Here is a 17,704-nt window from a genome sequence, read left to right as displayed (position 1 = left end):
TCGCGAGGCCCGGTCAGTTCGCCGCGTGGGCCGATGCCGCAGTGGTCTCAGTGGCGTCACTCGGCGCTTGCGACGGCGCGCCGTCGCCATCCGGCGGCGGCGCGGCGAGACCGATCGCCGTTGCGTCGAAGCCGCCGCCGAGCGCTTTGACGAGACCGATCTGCAGGCCGCGGCGGCGCATCTTCAGATTCGTTACCGCCTGCTCGGCGGCGAGCCGGTTGTCGTCTGCGTTGAGCACCTGCAATTGCGGCGACAGCCCGGCCCGGTAACGGATCACGGCAAGCTGATACGCTTTCGTCGATGCGTCGAGCGCACGTTGCGCGTCGCCTTCCTGCCTGTCGATCGAGCGGATCGATGAAACCTGCGTCGCGACATCGTTCAACGCGTTGATCAGCGTCTGGTTGTAGTTCGCGACGTCGAGGTCGAAATCCGCGTAGCGACCCTTTAGTTGCGCGCGCAACGCACCCGCGTCGAAGAGCGGCAGATGGATGGCCGGGCCGGCCATGATCTGGCGGCTCGACCACAGAAACAGATCACTCCAGCCAAACGAGTCGAAGCCGAAATTCGCGGCGAGATTGATGTCCGGGAAAAACTCGGCCTTCGCCTCCTTCACGCCTTGCATCGACGCTTCGACCTGCCAGCGCGCGGCAACGAGATCGGGGCGGCGCGACACGAGGTCGGCGGGGACGTTGTCCGGCAAGGTCACCGCGTCGCCCACGTTCAGCGTCGGCTGCGCAATCTGCAGACCGCGGTCCGGTCCCTTGCCGAGCAACGCACCGAGTTGATAACGCACGACGGTGATCTGACCGTCGAGATCGGTGAGCGACGACTGGCTGGTCGCAATATTGCCGTTCGCGGTCTGCTTCTCGACGTTGGTGTCGAGCCCCGCGCCAACGCGGTCGTTGGTGATCGAACCGACCGTCTGGCGGTTCTCGATCTCGTGCTGCGCGATGTCGCGCAGCGCGTACAGTTGCGCGAGCTGGTTGTACGTGCTCGCAACCGACGTCGCGAGCGCCACGCGCACCTGCTGCACTTCGGCTTGCGCCGCCTTTTGTTGCGAGACCGCCGCCTGCAGCTTCGCGCGATTCTTGCCCCACAGGTCGAGGTCCCATGTCGCGCTGGCGAGCACGGAATTCTCGCTGTCCCACTTGCCGCCGATCGGCGGTGCGAACAGGCCGTTGGGCGAATAGCGCTCGCGCGTCCACGTGTAACTGCCGGTCACCTGCGGAAACAGCGCGGAGCGAGAGCTTTCGATATACGACTGCGCCTTCGCAAGGCGCGCCTGCGCCTGTGCAATCGACGGATTGCCTTCGAGCGCCTCGGCGATCAGCTTCGGCAATTGCGGGTCGCCGAACTGGTTGGCCCAGTCGAGCGACGGCCACGCGCCGCCTTCGTTCGGCACGCTTTGCGTGGTCTCGTACTGCGCGGGCTCCGCAATCTTCTTGTTGCTGCTAATGCCCAGATAATTCACACAGCCTGACAGCGCGAGCGTCATTGCCGTCAGCGCGACCGACGCGACGGAAACGGCCGCAGCCCGGCTCGACCGGCCGGGCGCAAACGAGTGGTACGACTTCATCGATCGGTCTCTTTGGTTTTAATCAGGTTCAGTGATGGACACTGCAACCAATTTGCTACGGTTTTGCGTCTGGATTGCTTGCCGTGTCACGGGTTATGCCGCTTGAATCTGCGTTATTCGCGAGCACGCGCCTGAGCATGCTTTTGAGGAAGCCGGTTTCCTCCGGCGTGAACCCGGACAGCAACTTATCCAGCACGCTGGTGAAGATGGCCGGCAACTTTGCGGCAATCGCACTGCCTTCCGCAGTGAGCGCGAGGCGCACGACGCGCCGGTCCTCGCTACTGCGCACGCGGGTCAGCAGCCCACGCTTTTCGAGGCGGTCAATCAACCGCGTCACCGCGCTCGCGTCAATGCCATATTCGCGCGCCAGTTCCGCCGCAAGCAGGCACTTGCCGCTCGCGACCATGAACAGAATGCTGGCCTGCGTGCTGGTGATGCCAAGTTCGGCCATCGCGCGTTGCGTGACCATGTTCGACATCGTCGATTTCACGCGGGAAATCAGATATCCGACACTTTCCGAGAGCTGGTAATCGCGGATCTCGGGTGGTGGCGTGATGGACGGCTCCGTCATGATTCTTATGCGAAAGCAATAGTTGACTAGGCATGATTATAAGAATGCTTAATTGACATGGCAAGCGTTCTTGCAGATCGGGTAACGGTGTTTTGTCATCCGAGCCGGCGACAGGCGGGGCTGGCGGCGGCTGGCGCGGTCCGACGCCGGTGTCGGACAACGATCGCGGCACGGTCGGGCGCGGGGCTGGTCGGGGTTTCCCGCCGTGCTATTGGGGAATACGCGAGCGAATATGAGATACGCGTCACGACTGCGTGCTAGAATATGCGGTTCCCGGAAGTGCGTTCGCGGTATGTTCTGAATAGGTTCAGAACGGTCGGCGGGTGCGCTCAATCGTTCTCAGGTTCCTATGTCCCGCGCTCTTCGCAATATCGCCATCATCGCCCACGTCGACCACGGCAAAACCACGCTTGTCGACCAGTTGCTCCGCCAGTCCGGCACCTTCCGCGAAAACCAGCAGATCGCGGAACGGGTGATGGATTCGAACGACATCGAAAAGGAGCGCGGCATCACGATTCTCGCGAAGAACTGCGCGGTCGAATACGAAGGCACGCACATCAATATCGTCGACACGCCGGGCCACGCCGATTTCGGCGGCGAGGTCGAGCGCGTGTTGTCGATGGTCGATTCAGTGCTGCTGCTGGTCGATGCGGTGGACGGCCCGATGCCGCAAACGCGCTTTGTCACGAAGAAGGCGCTCGCGCTCGGCCTGAAGCCGATCGTCGTGATCAACAAGATCGACCGGCCGAGCGCGCGTATCGACTGGGTGATCAACCAGACTTTCGACCTGTTCGACAAACTGGGCGCGACCGAAGAGCAACTCGATTTTCCGGTGGTTTATGCGTCGGGCCTGATGGGCTACGCAGGGCTCGATCCGAGCGTGCGTGAAGGCGATATGCGTCCGCTGTTCGAGGCGATCCTCGAGCACGTGCCGGTCCGCCCGGCGGACCCGGATGGTCCGCTGCAGTTGCAGATCACGTCGCTCGATTACTCGACGTATGTCGGCCGGATCGGCGTGGGCCGCATCAACCGTGGTCGCGTTAAGCCCGGCCAGCAGGTCGCGGTGCGCTTCGGGCCGGATGGCGAAGTGCTGAACCGCAAGATCAATCAGGTGTTGTCGTTCCATGGCCTCGAGCGTGTGCAGGTCGACGAGGCGCAGGCGGGTGACATCGTGCTGATCAACGGCATCGAAGACATCGGCATCGGCGCGACGGTCTGCGCGACGGATACGCCCGAGGCGCTGCCGATGATCACCGTCGACGAACCGACGCTGACGATGAACTTCCTCGTGAATTCGTCGCCGCTCGCGGGCAAGGAAGGCAAGTTCGTGACGAGTCGCCAGATTCGCGACCGTCTGATGAAGGAACTGAATCACAATGTCGCGCTGCGCGTGCGTGACACCGGCGACGAAACTGTGTTCGAAGTGTCGGGTCGCGGCGAACTGCACCTGACCATTCTGGTCGAGAACATGCGCCGCGAGGGGTTTGAGCTGGCGGTGTCGCGGCCGCGCGTCGTGCTGCAGGAAATCGACGGCGTGAAGCACGAGCCGTATGAGCTGCTGACCGTGGACGTCGAAGACGGCAACCAGGGCGGCGTAATGGAAGAGCTGGGCCGCCGCAAGGGCGAAATGCTCGACATGGCATCGGACAGCCGCGGCCGCACGCGCCTCGAATACCGTATTCCGGCGCGTGGCCTGATCGGTTTCCAGAGCGAATTCCTGACGCTCACGCGTGGTACCGGCCTGATGAGCCACGTGTTCGATTCATATGGTCCGATCAAGGAAGGTTCAGTGGGCGAGCGCCGCAATGGCGTGCTGATTTCGCAAGACGATGGCGCGGCGGTTGCGTATGCGCTGTGGAAGCTGCAGGACCGCGGCCGCATGTTCGTCACGCCGGGTGATCCGCTGTACGAAGGGATGATCATCGGCATTCACAGCCGCGACAACGACCTGGTCGTGAACCCGATCAAGGGCAAGCAGTTAACGAACGTCCGTGCGTCGGGCACCGACGAAGCGGTGCGCCTGGTGCCGCCGATCCAGATGTCGCTCGAATATGCAGTCGAATTCATCGACGATGACGAACTCGTCGAAGTGACGCCGCAGTCGATCCGTCTGCGCAAGCGCCACCTGAAGGAGCACGAGCGCCGCCGCGCAAGCCGCGAAGCGGCGGTCGACTGACGACGCGCGCGCCGAAGCCGTCGTGGATGGTTTCTCCGATCGGCTTCGCAGTGGCTTAATAAAAACCGCCTTCATTTTTCGAAGGCGGTTTTTTTATTGGCATTTGCCCTGATATATCAGTTATGGAAAAGCGCAATCGTTGCGATTTTGCACACAGACTCCTGCGTAATTCGCAGCAGCCTCCGCATTGACCTGCTGACGCGTCGCGAGGCCTTTCCCAACGGGCGTTCGAGGCTTTCCCGCCCGGCATTCGCGATGGTTCTGTGCTATTCTCCGCGGATGCAAGTTTTAGGTCCTTCCAAGCAAGACTTGATTCGCGCAATCCGCTAAACGGTCAGGCCGTGTCGCGGAAGGTTCAACAACCCGCTATTTCTCGAGAAACTCGACGAAAGGTGAGCGTAAACATGATGAAGCAATTCCAGCTGAACTCGTATTTGTTCGGCGGCAATGCTCCGTACGTAGAAGAACTGTACGAAGCGTATCTCGACAATCCGGCGTCAGTGCCCGAGAACTGGCGCAGCTATTTCGACGCGTTGCAGAATACGCCTGCATCGGATGGCACCACTGCCAACGATGTGGCCCATGGCCCGATCGTCGAATCGTTTGCTCAACGCGCGAAGGCCAATGCCTTTATCCCGCGTACCGCTGGCGGCGCGGAAGAATCAACCGCCCGCAAACAGGTTTTCGTTCAGTCCCTCATCGACGCATATCGCTTCCTTGGCTCGCAATGGGCCAATCTCGATCCGCTGAAGCGCCGCGAACGTCCCCCGATTCCCGAGCTCGAACCCGCGTTCTACGACTTCACCGAAGCCGACATGGACCAGGTGTTCAACGCGAACGCGCTCTACTTCGGCTTCGAGCAGGCATCGCTGCGCGATATCGTGAAGAATCTGCGCGACACGTACTGCGGCACGATCGGCGCCGAGTACATGTACATCAGCGATCCTGAGCAGAAGCGCTGGTGGAAGGAGCGTCTGGAGTCGATCCGCTCGACGCCGAACTTCTCGAACGAGAAGAAGAAGCACATCCTGAACCGCCTGACCGCATCCGAAGGCCTCGAGCGTTTCCTGCACACGAAGTACGTCGGCCAGAAGCGCTTCTCGCTGGAAGGCGGCGAGAGCTTTATCGCGTCGATGGACGAAGTCGTGCATCACGCGGGCGCGAAAGGCGTGCAGGAAATCGTGATCGGCATGGCGCACCGTGGCCGTCTGAACGTGCTGGTAAATACGCTTGGCAAGATGCCGGCGGACCTGTTCGCCGAATTCGAAGGCAAGCACGTCGACGACCTGCCGGCCGGCGATGTGAAGTACCACAAGGGCTTCTCGTCGGACGTCGCAACCAATGGCGGCCCGGTCCACCTGTCGCTCGCGTTCAACCCGTCGCACCTCGAAATCGTGAACCCGGTCGTCGAAGGCTCGGCCAAGGCCCGTATGGACCGCCGCGGCGACGACATGGGCCTGCAGGTGCTGCCGGTGCAGATTCACGGCGACGCGGCATTCGCCGGCCAGGGCGTCGTGATGGAAACGCTGAACCTCGCGCAGACGCGCGGTTACGGCACGCACGGCACGCTGCATATCGTGATCAACAACCAGATCGGCTTTACGACGTCGGACCCGCGCGACTCGCGCTCGACGCTGTACTGCACGGACGTGGTCAAGATGATTGAAGCGCCGGTGCTGCACGTGAACGGCGACGATCCGGAAGCGGTCGTGCTCGCTACGCAGCTGGCCATCGACTACCGGATGCAGTTCCACAAGGACGTGGTTGTCGACATCATCTGCTTCCGCAAGCTGGGTCACAACGAGCAGGACACGCCGGCGGTCACGCAGCCGCTGATGTACAAGACGATTGCGAAGCACCCGGGCACGCGCGCGCTGTATGCGGAAAAACTCGTGCAGCAGGGCGTGATTAGCGCGGAAGAAGGCGACGAATTCGTCAAGGCGTACCGCAAGGCGATGGACGAAGGTCATCACACGATCGACCCGGTGCTGTCGAACTACAAGAGCAAGTACGCGGTCGACTGGGTGCCGTTCCTGAACCGCAAGTGGACCGACGCCGCCGATACGGCCGTGCCGCTCGCGGAACTGAAGCGTCTCGCGGAACGCGTGACGACGATCCCGGAAAACTTCAAGCTGCACCCGCTGGTCGAGCGCGTGATCAACGACCGCCGTGCGATGGGTCGCGGCGAAGCGCCGCTCGACTGGGGCATGGGCGAGCACCTTGCATTCGCGTCGCTGGTCGCATCGGGCTATGCAGTGCGCCTGACCGGTCAGGACTCGGGCCGCGGCACGTTCACGCATCGTCACGCGGTGCTGCACGACCAGAACCGCGAGCGCTGGAACGACGGCACGTACGTGCCGCTGCAGAACGTCGCGGACGGTCAGGCGAAGTTCACCGTGATCGACTCGGTGCTGTCCGAAGAAGCGGTGCTCGGTTTCGAGTACGGCTACTCGACCGCCGAACCGAATACGTTCGTCGCATGGGAAGGCCAGTTCGGCGACTTCGTGAACGGCGCGCAGGTCGTGATCGACCAGTTCATCTCGTCGGGCGAAGTGAAATGGGGCCGCGTGTCGGGCCTGACGATGCTGCTGCCGCACGGCTACGAAGGCCAGGGTCCGGAGCACTCGTCGGCGCGTATCGAGCGCTTCCTGCAGCTGTGCGCGGACCACAACATGCAAGTGGTCCAGCCGACCACGCCGGCGCAGATCTTCCATCTGATGCGCCGTCAGATGATCCGCCTGTTCCGCAAGCCGCTGATCATCTTCACGCCGAAGTCGCTGCTGCGTCACAAGGAAGCCGTGTCGGATCTGTCGGAACTGGCGAAGGGCTCGTTCCAGCCGGTGATCGGCGAAGTCGACGCATCGATCGAACCGAAGAAGGTCAAGCGCGTGCTGGCGTGCTCGGGCCGCGTGTACTACGACCTCGTCGCACATCGCCGTGAAGCGAAGGCGACCGATGTCGCGATCATTCGTGTCGAGCAGCTGTATCCGTTCGCGCACAAGCAGTTCGAGGCGGAGATCAAGAAGTACGACAACGCGACCGAAGTGGTGTGGGTGCAGGACGAGCCGCAGAATCAGGGCTCGTGGTTCTACATCGAGCATCACCTGAAGGAAGGCATGAAGGAAGGCCAGAAGCTCGCGTACAGCGGTCGTCCGGCTTCCGCATCGCCGGCCGTCGGCTACTACGCGAAGCACTACGAGCAGCAGAAGGCGCTGGTCGAAGGCGCATTCGGCCGTCTGAAGAGCACGTCGATCATCAAATAACGACAACGCGAACCGCGGGAAAGCGCAGCGCGCTTTCCCGCACCGCGAACGACCGCCGCCGCGAGCGCATCTGTCCAGGACGAACTGCTTGTGGCCGCGTGTGCGGTTCTCGCGATTTATTACGCCGTTACCCAAATACGTATTCCAGGAAAATCACATGGCTATTGTTGAAGTCAAGGTTCCCCAGCTCTCCGAGTCGGTGTCGGAAGCCACGATGCTGCAGTGGAAGAAGAAGCCGGGCGAAGCAGTGACGCAAGACGAAATCCTGATCGAAATCGAGACCGACAAGGTCGTTCTCGAAGTGCCGGCACCCTCGGCCGGCGTGCTCGCGCAAGTGATCAAGCACGATGGCGATATCGTCGTCGCCGACGAACTGATCGCGAAGATCGACACGGAAGGCAAGGCAGGCGCGGCGGCCGTCGAGGCCGAAGTGAAGCCCGCACCGCAAGCCAACGCCGCACCGGCACCCGTGCAAGCCGCGGCCCCGGCTGCCGCCGCGAATGCGAATGCTGCGTCGTCGCCGGCCGCGACCAAACTGATGGCCGAAAAGAACCTGTCCGCCGGCGATGTCGCGGGCACGGGCCGCGACGGCCGCATCACGAAGCAGGATGTGCTGGGCGCGGGTGCAGCGCCGGCACCGGCCGCCAAGGCCGCACCGGCACCGGCCGCGCCGAAGGCCGCGAAGCCGTCGCTGCCGGACGTGAAGGCGCCGGGCTCCGACCAGTGGCTGCACGACCGTCCGGAACAGCGCGTGCCGATGTCGCGTCTGCGCGCGCGTATCGCGGAGCGTCTGCTCGAGTCGCAGCAAACCAACGCGATCCTCACGACGTTCAACGAAGTGAACATGGCGCCGGTAATGGATCTGCGCAACAAGTACAAGGATCGCTTCGAGAAGGAACACGGCGTGAAGCTCGGCTTCATGTCGTTCTTCGTGAAGGCGGCTGTGCATGCGCTGAAGAAATTCCCGCTGGTGAACGCGTCGATCGACGGTAATGACATTGTCTATCACGGCTATTTCGATATCGGCATCGCGGTCGGTTCGCCGCGCGGCCTCGTCGTGCCGATCCTGCGCAACGCCGACCAGATGAGCCTCGCGGACATCGAGAAGAAGATCGCCGAATTCGGTCAGAAGGCGAAGGACGGCAAGCTGTCGATCGAAGAAATGACCGGCGGCACGTTCTCGATCTCGAACGGCGGCGTGTTCGGCTCGATGCTGTCGACGCCGATCATCAACCCCCCGCAGTCGGCCATTCTTGGCGTGCACGCGACCAAGGAGCGTCCGGTGGTCGAAAACGGTCAGATCGTGATCCGCCCGATCAACTACCTCGCGCTGTCGTACGACCACCGGATCATCGATGGCCGCGAAGCGGTGCTGTCGCTGGTCGCGATGAAGGATGCGCTGGAAGACCCGGCGCGCCTGCTGCTCGACCTGTAATTCGCGGCGTTCCAAGTCGTTCCAGCAAGTCAGTACGTAGTCTGTACCGCAGAGATGCGCGTCACGAAACGTGGCCGCGCATCGCTGCGCCATCCAAAGGATTGTCATGTCCAAAGAATTTGACGTCGTCGTGATCGGTGCCGGTCCCGGCGGCTATATCGCCGCGATTCGCGCCGCTCAGCTCGGCAAGTCGGTCGCCTGCATCGAAAAATGGAAGAACCCGGCCGGCGCGCTGAAGCTCGGCGGCACGTGCCTGAACGTCGGCTGCATTCCGTCGAAGGCGCTGCTCGCGTCGTCGGAAGAGTTCGAGAACGCGTCGCACCACCTCGCGGACCACGGTATCAGCGTGGAAAACGTGAAGGTCGACATCGCAAAGATGCTCGCGCGCAAGGAAAGCATCGTCGAAAAGATGACGAAGGGCATCGAGTTCCTGTTCCGCAAGAACAAGATCACGTGGCTCAAGGGCCACGGCAAGTTTGTCGGCAAGAGCGATGTCGGTGTGCAGATCGAAGTGAGCGGTGAAGGCGAAACTGAAACGGTCGTCGCGAAGAACGTGATCATCGCGACCGGCTCGAAGGCGCGTCATCTGCCGAACGTGCCGGTCGACAACAAGCTCGTCGCCGATAACGAAGGCGCGCTGTCCTTCGACGCGGTGCCGAAGAAGCTCGCGGTGATCGGCGCCGGCGTGATCGGCCTCGAGCTGGGTTCCGTGTGGCGCCGTCTGGGTGCCGACGTGACGGTGCTCGAAGCGTTGCCCGAATTCCTCGGCGCCGCCGACCAGGCGCTGGCGAAAGAGGCGGCCAAGCAGTTCAAGAAGCAAGGTCTCGATATCCACCTCGGTGTGAAGATCGGCGAAGTGAAGACGTCGGCCAACGGCGTGTCCATCGCGTACGCGGACAAGGACGGCAATGCGCAGACGCTCGAAGCGGACCGCCTGATCGTGTCGATCGGCCGCGTGCCGAACACCGACAATCTCGGTCTCGAAGCGATCGGCCTGAAGGCGAACGAGCGCGGCTTTATCGACGTCGACGACCATTGCGCGACCAGCGTGCCGAACGTCTATGCGATCGGCGACGTAGTGCGTGGCCCGATGCTCGCGCACAAGGCCGAAGACGAGGGCGTGCTGGTGGCTGAGATCATCGATGGCCAGAAGCCGCATATCGACTACAACTGCATTCCGTGGGTGATCTACACCGAGCCGGAAATCGCATGGGTCGGCAAGACCGAGCAGCAGCTGAAGGCCGAAGGCCGCGAGATCAAGACCGGCCAGTTTCCGTTCATGGCGAACGGCCGCGCGCTCGGCATCAACAAGGCGGACGGCTTCGTCAAGATGATCGCCGACGCGAAGACCGACGAACTGCTTGGCGTGCATATCATTTCGGCCAACGCTTCGGATCTGGTCGCGGAAGCGGTGGTGGCGATGGAATTCAAGGCGGCGTCGGAAGACATCGGCCGGATCTGCCATCCGCACCCGTCGTTGTCGGAAGTGATGCGCGAAGCCGCGCTCGCCGTCGACAAGCGCGCACTCAACATGTAAGCGCCAAACGCCCGATTTCCTCGCATTGGGTATCACGACGAAGGCGGGCAGGGTTCAAACCCTCCCGCCTTTGTCATATCTTGCTGCATGGCTGTTGCAGAGTTGCATAAGATGAACGTCACCGAATACTACGAAAACGAACTGCAGACTCGGGGTTACCAGTCCGATCCCGCGCAACGCGCGGCGGTGGATCGTCTGCAGCAATGCTACGAACAGTGGGTGGCGTACAAGGCGCGCCGGCCGAACCGGTTCATGAAGCTGATCATGCATCCGGACCTGCCGCGTGGCGTCTACATGTGGGGCGGTGTAGGGCGCGGCAAGAGCTTCCTGATGGACAGCTTCTACATGGTCGTGCCGCTGACGCGCAAGACGCGGCTGCATTTCCACGAGTTCATGCGCGAAGTGCATCGCGAGCTCGAGGAACTGAAAGGGCAGGCCGACCCGCTCGACGAACTCGCGCGGCGGATTGCCAAACGCTATCGGCTGATCTGCTTCGACGAGTTCCACGTGTCCGATATCGCAGATGCGATGATCCTGTACCGGCTGCTCGACCGGCTGTTCGAGAATGGCGTGCAGTTTGTGATGACGTCCAACTACGATGCGGACACGCTCTATCCGGACGGCCTGCATCGGGACCGCCTGCTGCCGGCGATCGAACTGATCAAGAGCAAGCTGGACGTGATCAATGTCGACGCGGGTGTCGACTACCGGCAGCGCACGCTGTCGCAGGTCGAGGTGTATCACACGCCGCTTGGCGCGGCCGCGGACAAGTCGCTGCGCGACGCGTACGCACGGCTCGCCGCGGTGCCGGACGAGAGCCCGCTGCTGCGCATCGAAAAACGCGAACTGAAGGCGCTGCGACGCGCTGACGGTGTCGTCTGGTTCGATTTCGCAACGCTTTGCGGCGGCCCGCGCTCGCAGAACGACTATCTGGAACTCGCGTCGCGTTTTCACGCGGTGATCCTCTCCGACGTGCCGCAGATGACGCCGCGTATGCAATCGGAGGCGCGCCGTTTCACCTGGCTGATCGACGTGTTCTACGACCACAAGGTGAAGCTGCTGATGTCAGCCGCGGTGCCGCCGGAACAGTTGTATGTCGAGGGGCCGATGGCCAACGAGTTCACGCGGACCGTGTCGCGCATCGTCGAAATGCAGTCGAAGGAGTATCTGGATACGCCGCGACGCGTCGTCGATACATCGCTTACGTAGTACGCGGATTCACCTGAATGAGATAGCGCATCGCGTACTACGCCGATTGGCGTAGGGCGCGTCGCATTTTCAAGATTCGGATTGCTCTGATATTCGGTGTACAAGGGAGTCGATATCGTCGTCGGGGTCTCGACGAAGGAGGATACCTTGACCCCATACCGTGATCTCACCGATGAAGAATGGCTGCGCGTCGCACCGCTGCTTCCCGAACTTCGGCCGCGCTCAGAATTGCGCGGCCGCCCCCTCGCCAACACTCGCGCCGTGCTGAACGGCGTACTTTGGGTGATGTTCAGCGGCGCGACGTGGTCGGCCATGCCGCGCAAGTACCCGTCATATCAAACCTGCCATCGCCGCTTCAAGGCATGGCATCAATCGGGCGTGCTCAAGCGTCTGCTCGAGCAACTGTTCGGCCTGGCAGGAGCGGATCTGTGCAATTCGATGGAGGCGCGCATGCGCATCCATGTCGCTGGCCAGGCTGGCGAGTTGCCGGCTACCGAAGACACCGACACAGCAGCTGCAGTCGCTTATGCACCGACGGCCTCGGGCGCATCGGCCGTTACTCCCGTGTTCAACTTCGCGCGCGCCTTCAAGCACGCGGCCTGATACGACCGCTTGTCCGAATCGAATCGAATTGCACCGAAGAGACGGCCGGCCGGCGACGACACCGCCGGCCGGTTTTCTATCGTCAGTTGCTGTGACATGCGCCCGTGTGCATTCGGCTTCGCTCAGTCGTGACGAATCCAGGTCTGCGAGCGCCCAAGCAACGACACACCGATATACCCGCGAACAATTAGCTTTTGCCCGCCATCTTCAGTGTGCATCTTGCACTTGTAGACTTTGCCGTTCTCAGGATCGAGAATCTGGCCGCCGGCCCAGACATCGCCGTCCTTCTTCATGTCGTTGATGATGGTCATGCCGAGGATCGGTTGATCCTTGCGCGCGTCTGTGCATTCGGTGCAGCGCCGGCCAGGCGGCTCGTTCGGGTTGAGCGACTTGATGACCTTGCCGCTGAGCGTGCCGTTCTCGTCCTGCGTGATCTGCACGAGCGCCTTCGGCTGATGAGTATGATCGTCGATCGTTTGCCACGTGCCGACCGGACTGTTGTCGCCTTGCGCGTACGCGAGCGTCGCACTGATGAGCAGCGTGCTTGCGACGGCGGCTTCACACAGCGCGCGGCTGGCGAGTCTGCGGGCGTGCCGGGAGAACTGCAGCATGGTTTTTCCTATGATGGGAAGTCGTCGCGAATCGGCGCGGGCGGTGTGATCCGCGTGCGTGCATTGTGAACAGGTTCGCGAGCGGTCTCTTTTCGGCGCTTCGTTTCGGTACTTTCGATTGCGCGTTTAGCCGGCTAGCGGGTGATTCTGTCCGCGAGCGGCAGAATACGTGAAAGGACGCAGCCCGTTTGATAGGAAAACTTCTAGAGGGCGGCCGATGTCACGTGGCGACGAACGAAGTGATGGGCGCGTGCGATCGACTGATCGACGCACGGTCGGTGTGGACGCGGCCTTTGTGCATCAATCGACGTGGCGACTGCCATCGCAACAGACGTGCGTGGCGTGGCAGGATCCGATGCGACGCGCGTGTTCTGTTCGCATCGGATAGCAGGTCGCGACGTGAAAGCCGTTCACTGCGCAGTACCCACGCGCGGCGCGCGTATCAAATTTCCGACGATGAACCCGAAACGCCCGATTCTGGGTAATAATGAGACGATTGGGTTAAAACAAAAACTGTTCAAAGCAGGAACTACATGGACCAGAAGTCGAAAATCCGGCAGATCGTACTGTCGGTATTGATCGCGACCGGGGGAATGCAGGCCGCTCAGGCGCAACAGGCGGTGTCGGACAGTGCAGCGAGTGGCGTTGCTGCGGAAACCATCACAGCGGCGGTACAACCGGATACCTCGGCGGCATCTTCCGCAGCGCCGGATCAAGCGATTGCGCTGACGCCGGATGAGGCAAAACAGTCGGCAACGGGCAATGTGGCGGAACTGCAACAGATGATCCACGGCCCGGATCTCACCGAAATGCGCACGACGTACAACGGCAGCTACGGCGCGAGTCTGCTGTTTTATGGCAAGGAAATGACGTACTACGTCGCGCTGTTCCAACAGAAAAACTTCTGGCGTGTGATCAAGACGCAGGACGATCAGCGTGCCGAGATGATCTACAAAGACTTCGTGCGTCAGACCGCGCAACTATCCGACGTCGAAATCCGTCGGACCAGGCTGGAAGCGCAAAAGGCGCTCACTGATCGCCTGATCGCGCTATCGCAGGATCGCGCGAACCGTCTGCAGGCGGACCTGACGATCGCACGCCAGCAGCAGGCGATCGTCAGCAATCAGCAGCAGCAGACACGCGCGGAAGCGACCGCGCTGCAGCAGCAGAAGTCGCAAGCCCAGGCGCAGTTGCGCGACGCGCAGCGCCAGGTGCGAGACCTGCAGCGTCAGCTGGATAGCGGTCTGCCAATTCGTTGACCCATTGCCCGATAGCGCATGTGCGCTGTCGAGCATGGTCTGCTGGCGCCCCCGTTCAATGACGCTGACCGATCGTCTACAAGGTCATCCGCGCAGCGCGGCGGTCGGATCAGCGCGGTAGAGGCCGCGCATGCGGTTGAGCCGGGCGCTTCGCCGCGGTTGTCTTGCGCTTCGCCGGCGTGCGTTTGGGTTCGTCGGGATCAACCGCGATCGGATCACTGGCCGGAAAGGTCTCTGCGAGCGCCTCGTCGAGGCGTTGCTCGACGGTGAGCTCGGCCTGCTGTGCTTTCGGCTTCGACGTGGACATATCGCTCTCCGCTCTGACGTTGTCGAACAACCAGCATAGCGCAAACCCCCGCCGACGACATTCGACCCATTGACCTAAGTTAGTTCTTAATGTTTCGGACCGCGGCTCGAAGTTTGACGCGCGATCCTAACCGCAATCGTATCTCGCCTGCCGCAGACCCTCGTTCCTGGTTCCTGGTTTTCCGTTCCCCATCTCCGTCTCCGCTTCTCGGTTTCTGTTTCTCGGTTTCCGCTTCCCGATCCCGTTCACCAACGCATCAGCGCCGCCTCATCCGCCGGCTGTGCACGCTACACAGATCAATGGAATTTTCCGCGCCGGCTTTCGTTTTTGTTCCGTCGCATAACAACGGCCGCACTTTGCGAGCCGCTCGCCTGCGAACGGACAAGGTGAGCAATCATGGAGACGAACGGACCCGGCTGCGTGTTGCGCCGGAATGCGTCACATGTGGTGGACGCAGAACTGGAACATCTGGAATGGGCGACGCGGCAGCCGATGCTGGACCTGCTGGATGCGCAATATTGGCGGCGTCGGGTGCTGGCGCTGCAAAGCGGCTATCAGCTGACGCAGCAACAGGGAATAAGGATCGAACGGATGTTGAGGCGGCTTGCCGGACCAGCCGTCTAGAACCAGCGGCGAGCCGCCGGTCCTTGCCAGCGGCGCTTACTCGTTATTGCCCGAGCCGCCGTGATTGTTGTTGCCGTTGTTATTGCCGTGACCATCGCTGGCGCCCGCGCCGAACAGGCGTCGCCGGCGCGTTACCACGACCGGCGCGTCGGACCCGGAGCGTTCGGGTGTGCCCGGCGCATTACCATATGACTCACGCGGTTCACGGGGTTCACGCGGCTCGCGGGGTTCCCGATGCGAACCGTGCGAACCATGTGGCCCACGCGACGAATGTTCGCCATGCGACGGACGACCGGCGCGCGGCCCTGGGCGCGTGCCGGTATCGAGCTGGATCGTCGAGATGGCGCGCTTGTAGATGCCCTGCAGCCCGACAGGCGTGCGCAGCATCACCAGGTACTGATCGAACGACTCGATGCACCCCGTCAAACGGATACCGTTGACGAGATAAATTTCGACGCGCTTTCTTTCTTTGCGCGCAGCGTTCATGAAGTCGTTTTGCGGATGCGATTCTGCGGAGGGCATGGACGATTGTGTGTGAAGTACGGTTGTTCGCCGGGATTCTACATGGGTCGGCGCATACGCGCGCTGATCGGCGAACCAGACGCCCACTATAACGGCTTGCGACCGCATAAGCATCCGTTAAATACGATGTGTAACGTTGCGTTACGAATCTTTGCATCTTGCGTGGTGACGCACGTCGGGCGCGCCCCGACCTGGTGCGATCGTCCATGCGGTTGCAAGCGTTTGGTAGAGAACAAAACGCGATATGGCATAACTTTAAAAATCGGCGGGAAGGGACGGAATAAAACGCTCCGGAATCTCGTTTTGTTCACGAGTAGTACCTGGTTTCACATTCGACGAATACCGTCCACCTGCTTTCGGACCGCAAGGCCCGTACCTAAAGGAGAGATGTGCATGAAGATGACACGACTCGTCAGCACCCTGTGCATGCTGGTCGCGCTTGGCGCGGCGACGCTCGCGACGACCGCCTGCAGCGATATGAATAGCGGCAGCGGTGGTGCCAGCAGCGGTAGTAGCAGCAGTTCCGGCGGATACTGATCCGCACACAACGCGAGGGTCGCTAGCCGGGTGAATTTCGAAGCGGAAGTCGTATCCTGGCTCCCGCAGTTGCGCCGCTATGCACGCGCGCTGACGGGGGATCATGCTTGGGCGGACGATCTGGTTCAGGATACGGCCGAGCGTGCGCTCGCCCGCTGGTCGGCGTTCCGGCCGAACAGCAATCTGCGCGCGTGGCTGCTGACCATTCTCCGGCACCTGTACATCGACCAGCTGCGTGTGCGTCGCGAGGTTGCGGTGGACGACGAAAGCGCGCCATGGCGCAACCTCGAGGCGCCGCGAGGCGAGGTCGATGGACTGATGTTGCGCGACGTGCAACGCGCCCTTTACAGCCTGTCGGTCGAGCAGCGCGAAGTCGTGCTGCTCGTCTGCGTTGAAGAGCTTAGCTATCAGGAAGCGTCGATTTCACTCGGTGTACCGGTCGGAACGATCATGTCGCGCCTGTCGCGTGCACGCGAGCAAATGAGGCAGATGTTGACGGAAGGCCCGGATCAACAGAACTCACAGGAAAACAGGCACAAGTCCCCGTCGCTGAAAGTGGTGAGAAATTCTTCATGAACAACGACGCCCACCATCCCGAATCCGCGCCCGATCTGCGCATGCTGTCGGCGTTCGTCGACGACGAGTTGTCAGATCGCGAGAAGGCCGCGGTGCGCGAGCATCTCGCGCACGACGAGCAGGCGGCGGCTCAGGTCGCTGCCTGGCGCGCGCAGAAGGCCGCATTGCGCGCGTTGTGCGGCGGCGTGGCCAGCCGCGACGATGCGCAATTCATGGTCCTGCGTTCCCGGTCGTCGTGGTGGCGGCGCACCGCGATCGCCGCGTGCTGGCTGGTCGCCGGCGCAGGGCTCACGCTGGCGCTGCAGCCGCTCGTGCCGCGCCTGACGGGCGGCGAGACGATGTCGTTCGCGCGCCGCGCCGATATTGCCTACGCGGTGTACACGCCCGAGCAGCGTCATCCGGTCGAAGTCGCCGCGGCCGAGGAAGAGCATCTGATCAACTGGCTGTCGAAGCGTCTGAATCGCAAATTGTCGGTGCCGTCGCTGCAGGAGTACGGCTATTCGCTGGTCGGCGGGCGGCTGTTGCCGGGCGAAGCGGGACCGGCCGCGCAATTCATGTACGAGAACCAGACGGGGGGGCGCCTCACGCTCTACGCGACCGGCGTGCCGAAGGACGAGACCGCATTTCGCCTGTTCCGTGATGGCAATCGACGCACGTTCTATTGGGTCAGCGACGGCATGGGCTACGCGCTATCCGGTCCGATTGCCGAGGGCAAGCTCCGTTCGATCGCGATCGATGTGTGCAGCGCGCTCGGCGGCCGTCCGGAAGCGTGGCAATAGCACGCAACGCAACCTGCCGTGACGGTTACGGCAAGGTTCATCACGCGAGGCCTCTGTCAAACAACGAGGGTAGCCGGCGCGAATGCCGGTGAACCCGTGTCGTGTCAGTCTCGCAGCCG

The 17,704-nt window shown here is 62.1% G+C and carries 16 protein-coding genes; 11 read left to right on the top strand and 5 right to left on the bottom strand.

Annotated features, from left to right (window positions below):
* Positions 1 to 13: 13 nt before the first annotated feature.
* Complete coding sequence (locus BX592_RS23035) at positions 14 to 1,576, bottom strand: efflux transporter outer membrane subunit (RefSeq protein ID WP_134194877.1); 1,563 nt, start codon at positions 1,574 to 1,576, stop codon at positions 14 to 16.
* A gap of 55 nt (positions 1,577 to 1,631) precedes the next feature.
* On the bottom strand, positions 1,632 to 2,147 hold the full coding sequence (locus BX592_RS23030; protein WP_134194875.1) for a MarR family winged helix-turn-helix transcriptional regulator: 516 nt from the start codon (positions 2,145 to 2,147) through the stop codon (positions 1,632 to 1,634).
* 349 nt (positions 2,148 to 2,496) lie between these two features.
* Here BX592_RS23030 and typA point away from each other — a divergent pair, with 349 nt between their 5' ends.
* The 6 genes from typA (at position 2,497) to BX592_RS23000 (ending at position 12,370) form a co-directional block, all read left to right on the top strand.
* Entirely contained in the window at positions 2,497 to 4,323 is a 1,827-nt protein-coding gene (gene typA, locus BX592_RS23025; RefSeq protein WP_134194873.1) for a translational GTPase TypA, read from the top strand.
* 404 nt (positions 4,324 to 4,727) lie between these two features.
* Positions 4,728 to 7,586 (top strand): 2-oxoglutarate dehydrogenase E1 component, encoded by a 2,859-nt coding sequence (locus BX592_RS23020; protein ID WP_134194871.1) that lies wholly within the window; start codon positions 4,728 to 4,730, stop codon positions 7,584 to 7,586.
* Between the two features lie 157 nt (positions 7,587 to 7,743).
* Positions 7,744 to 9,021 carry a 2-oxoglutarate dehydrogenase complex dihydrolipoyllysine-residue succinyltransferase gene (gene odhB, locus BX592_RS23015; protein ID WP_134194869.1) on the top strand — a complete coding sequence of 426 codons (1,278 nt, stop codon included), beginning with the start codon at positions 7,744 to 7,746 and terminating at the stop codon, positions 9,019 to 9,021.
* 106 nt (positions 9,022 to 9,127) lie between these two features.
* Positions 9,128 to 10,558 (top strand): dihydrolipoyl dehydrogenase, encoded by a 1,431-nt coding sequence (gene lpdA / locus BX592_RS23010; RefSeq protein WP_134194867.1) that lies wholly within the window; start codon positions 9,128 to 9,130, stop codon positions 10,556 to 10,558.
* Positions 10,559 to 10,669: 111 nt separating this feature from the next.
* On the top strand, positions 10,670 to 11,767 hold the full coding sequence (zapE, locus tag BX592_RS23005) for a cell division protein ZapE (protein ID WP_134194865.1): 1,098 nt from the start codon (positions 10,670 to 10,672) through the stop codon (positions 11,765 to 11,767).
* A 147-nt stretch (positions 11,768 to 11,914) separates the two neighbouring features.
* Entirely contained in the window at positions 11,915 to 12,370 is a 456-nt protein-coding gene (locus BX592_RS23000) for a transposase (protein ID WP_166676437.1), read from the top strand.
* A gap of 122 nt (positions 12,371 to 12,492) precedes the next feature.
* Here BX592_RS23000 and BX592_RS22995 read toward each other — a convergent pair whose 3' ends face one another.
* Positions 12,493 to 12,981: a DUF2147 domain-containing protein gene (locus BX592_RS22995; protein ID WP_134194861.1), complete on the bottom strand. Its 489-nt coding sequence runs from the start codon at positions 12,979 to 12,981 to the stop codon at positions 12,493 to 12,495.
* Positions 12,982 to 13,514: 533 nt separating this feature from the next.
* Here BX592_RS22995 and BX592_RS22990 point away from each other — a divergent pair.
* Positions 13,515 to 14,240 (top strand): DUF2968 domain-containing protein, encoded by a 726-nt coding sequence (locus tag BX592_RS22990; RefSeq protein WP_134194859.1) that lies wholly within the window; start codon positions 13,515 to 13,517, stop codon positions 14,238 to 14,240.
* A gap of 109 nt (positions 14,241 to 14,349) precedes the next feature.
* Here BX592_RS22990 and BX592_RS22985 read toward each other — a convergent pair whose 3' ends face one another.
* On the bottom strand, positions 14,350 to 14,547 hold the full coding sequence (locus BX592_RS22985; protein ID WP_134194857.1) for a hypothetical protein: 198 nt from the start codon (positions 14,545 to 14,547) through the stop codon (positions 14,350 to 14,352).
* A 396-nt stretch (positions 14,548 to 14,943) separates the two neighbouring features.
* Here BX592_RS22985 and BX592_RS22980 point away from each other — a divergent pair, with 396 nt between their 5' ends.
* Positions 14,944 to 15,171, top strand: coding sequence for a hypothetical protein (locus BX592_RS22980; protein WP_134194855.1), 228 nt, complete (start codon positions 14,944 to 14,946; stop codon positions 15,169 to 15,171).
* A 36-nt stretch (positions 15,172 to 15,207) separates the two neighbouring features.
* Here BX592_RS22980 and hfq read toward each other — a convergent pair whose 3' ends face one another.
* The gene (gene hfq, locus BX592_RS22975) at positions 15,208 to 15,693 is read right to left on the bottom strand and encodes an RNA chaperone Hfq (RefSeq protein WP_134194852.1); all 486 of its coding nucleotides are present in this window, start codon (positions 15,691 to 15,693) and stop codon (positions 15,208 to 15,210) included.
* A gap of 393 nt (positions 15,694 to 16,086) precedes the next feature.
* On the opposite strand from hfq, the gene BX592_RS33970 reads away from it, so the two are divergent.
* From BX592_RS33970 to BX592_RS22965, 3 genes are read left to right on the top strand one after another with little or no spacing between them, the layout of a single operon-like run.
* Entirely contained in the window at positions 16,087 to 16,230 is a 144-nt protein-coding gene (locus tag BX592_RS33970; RefSeq protein ID WP_166676436.1) for a hypothetical protein, read from the top strand.
* 30 nt (positions 16,231 to 16,260) lie between these two features.
* A complete protein-coding gene (locus tag BX592_RS22970) occupies positions 16,261 to 16,806 on the top strand; it encodes an RNA polymerase sigma factor (RefSeq protein ID WP_134194850.1) in 546 nt (181 codons plus the stop codon).
* On the top strand, positions 16,803 to 17,585 hold the full coding sequence (locus BX592_RS22965) for an anti-sigma factor family protein (RefSeq protein WP_134194848.1): 783 nt from the start codon (positions 16,803 to 16,805) through the stop codon (positions 17,583 to 17,585). Before BX592_RS22970 ends, BX592_RS22965 begins: the two co-directional genes overlap by 4 nt.
* The last annotated feature ends 119 nt before the right edge of the window (positions 17,586 to 17,704 follow it).

This window comes from Paraburkholderia rhizosphaerae (genome assembly GCF_004366595.1).
Classification (GTDB): domain Bacteria; phylum Pseudomonadota; class Gammaproteobacteria; order Burkholderiales; family Burkholderiaceae; genus Paraburkholderia; species Paraburkholderia rhizosphaerae.
The sequence above is the reverse complement of the archived record's forward strand: the minus strand, read 5'-3'. Positions and strand labels throughout refer to the sequence as shown.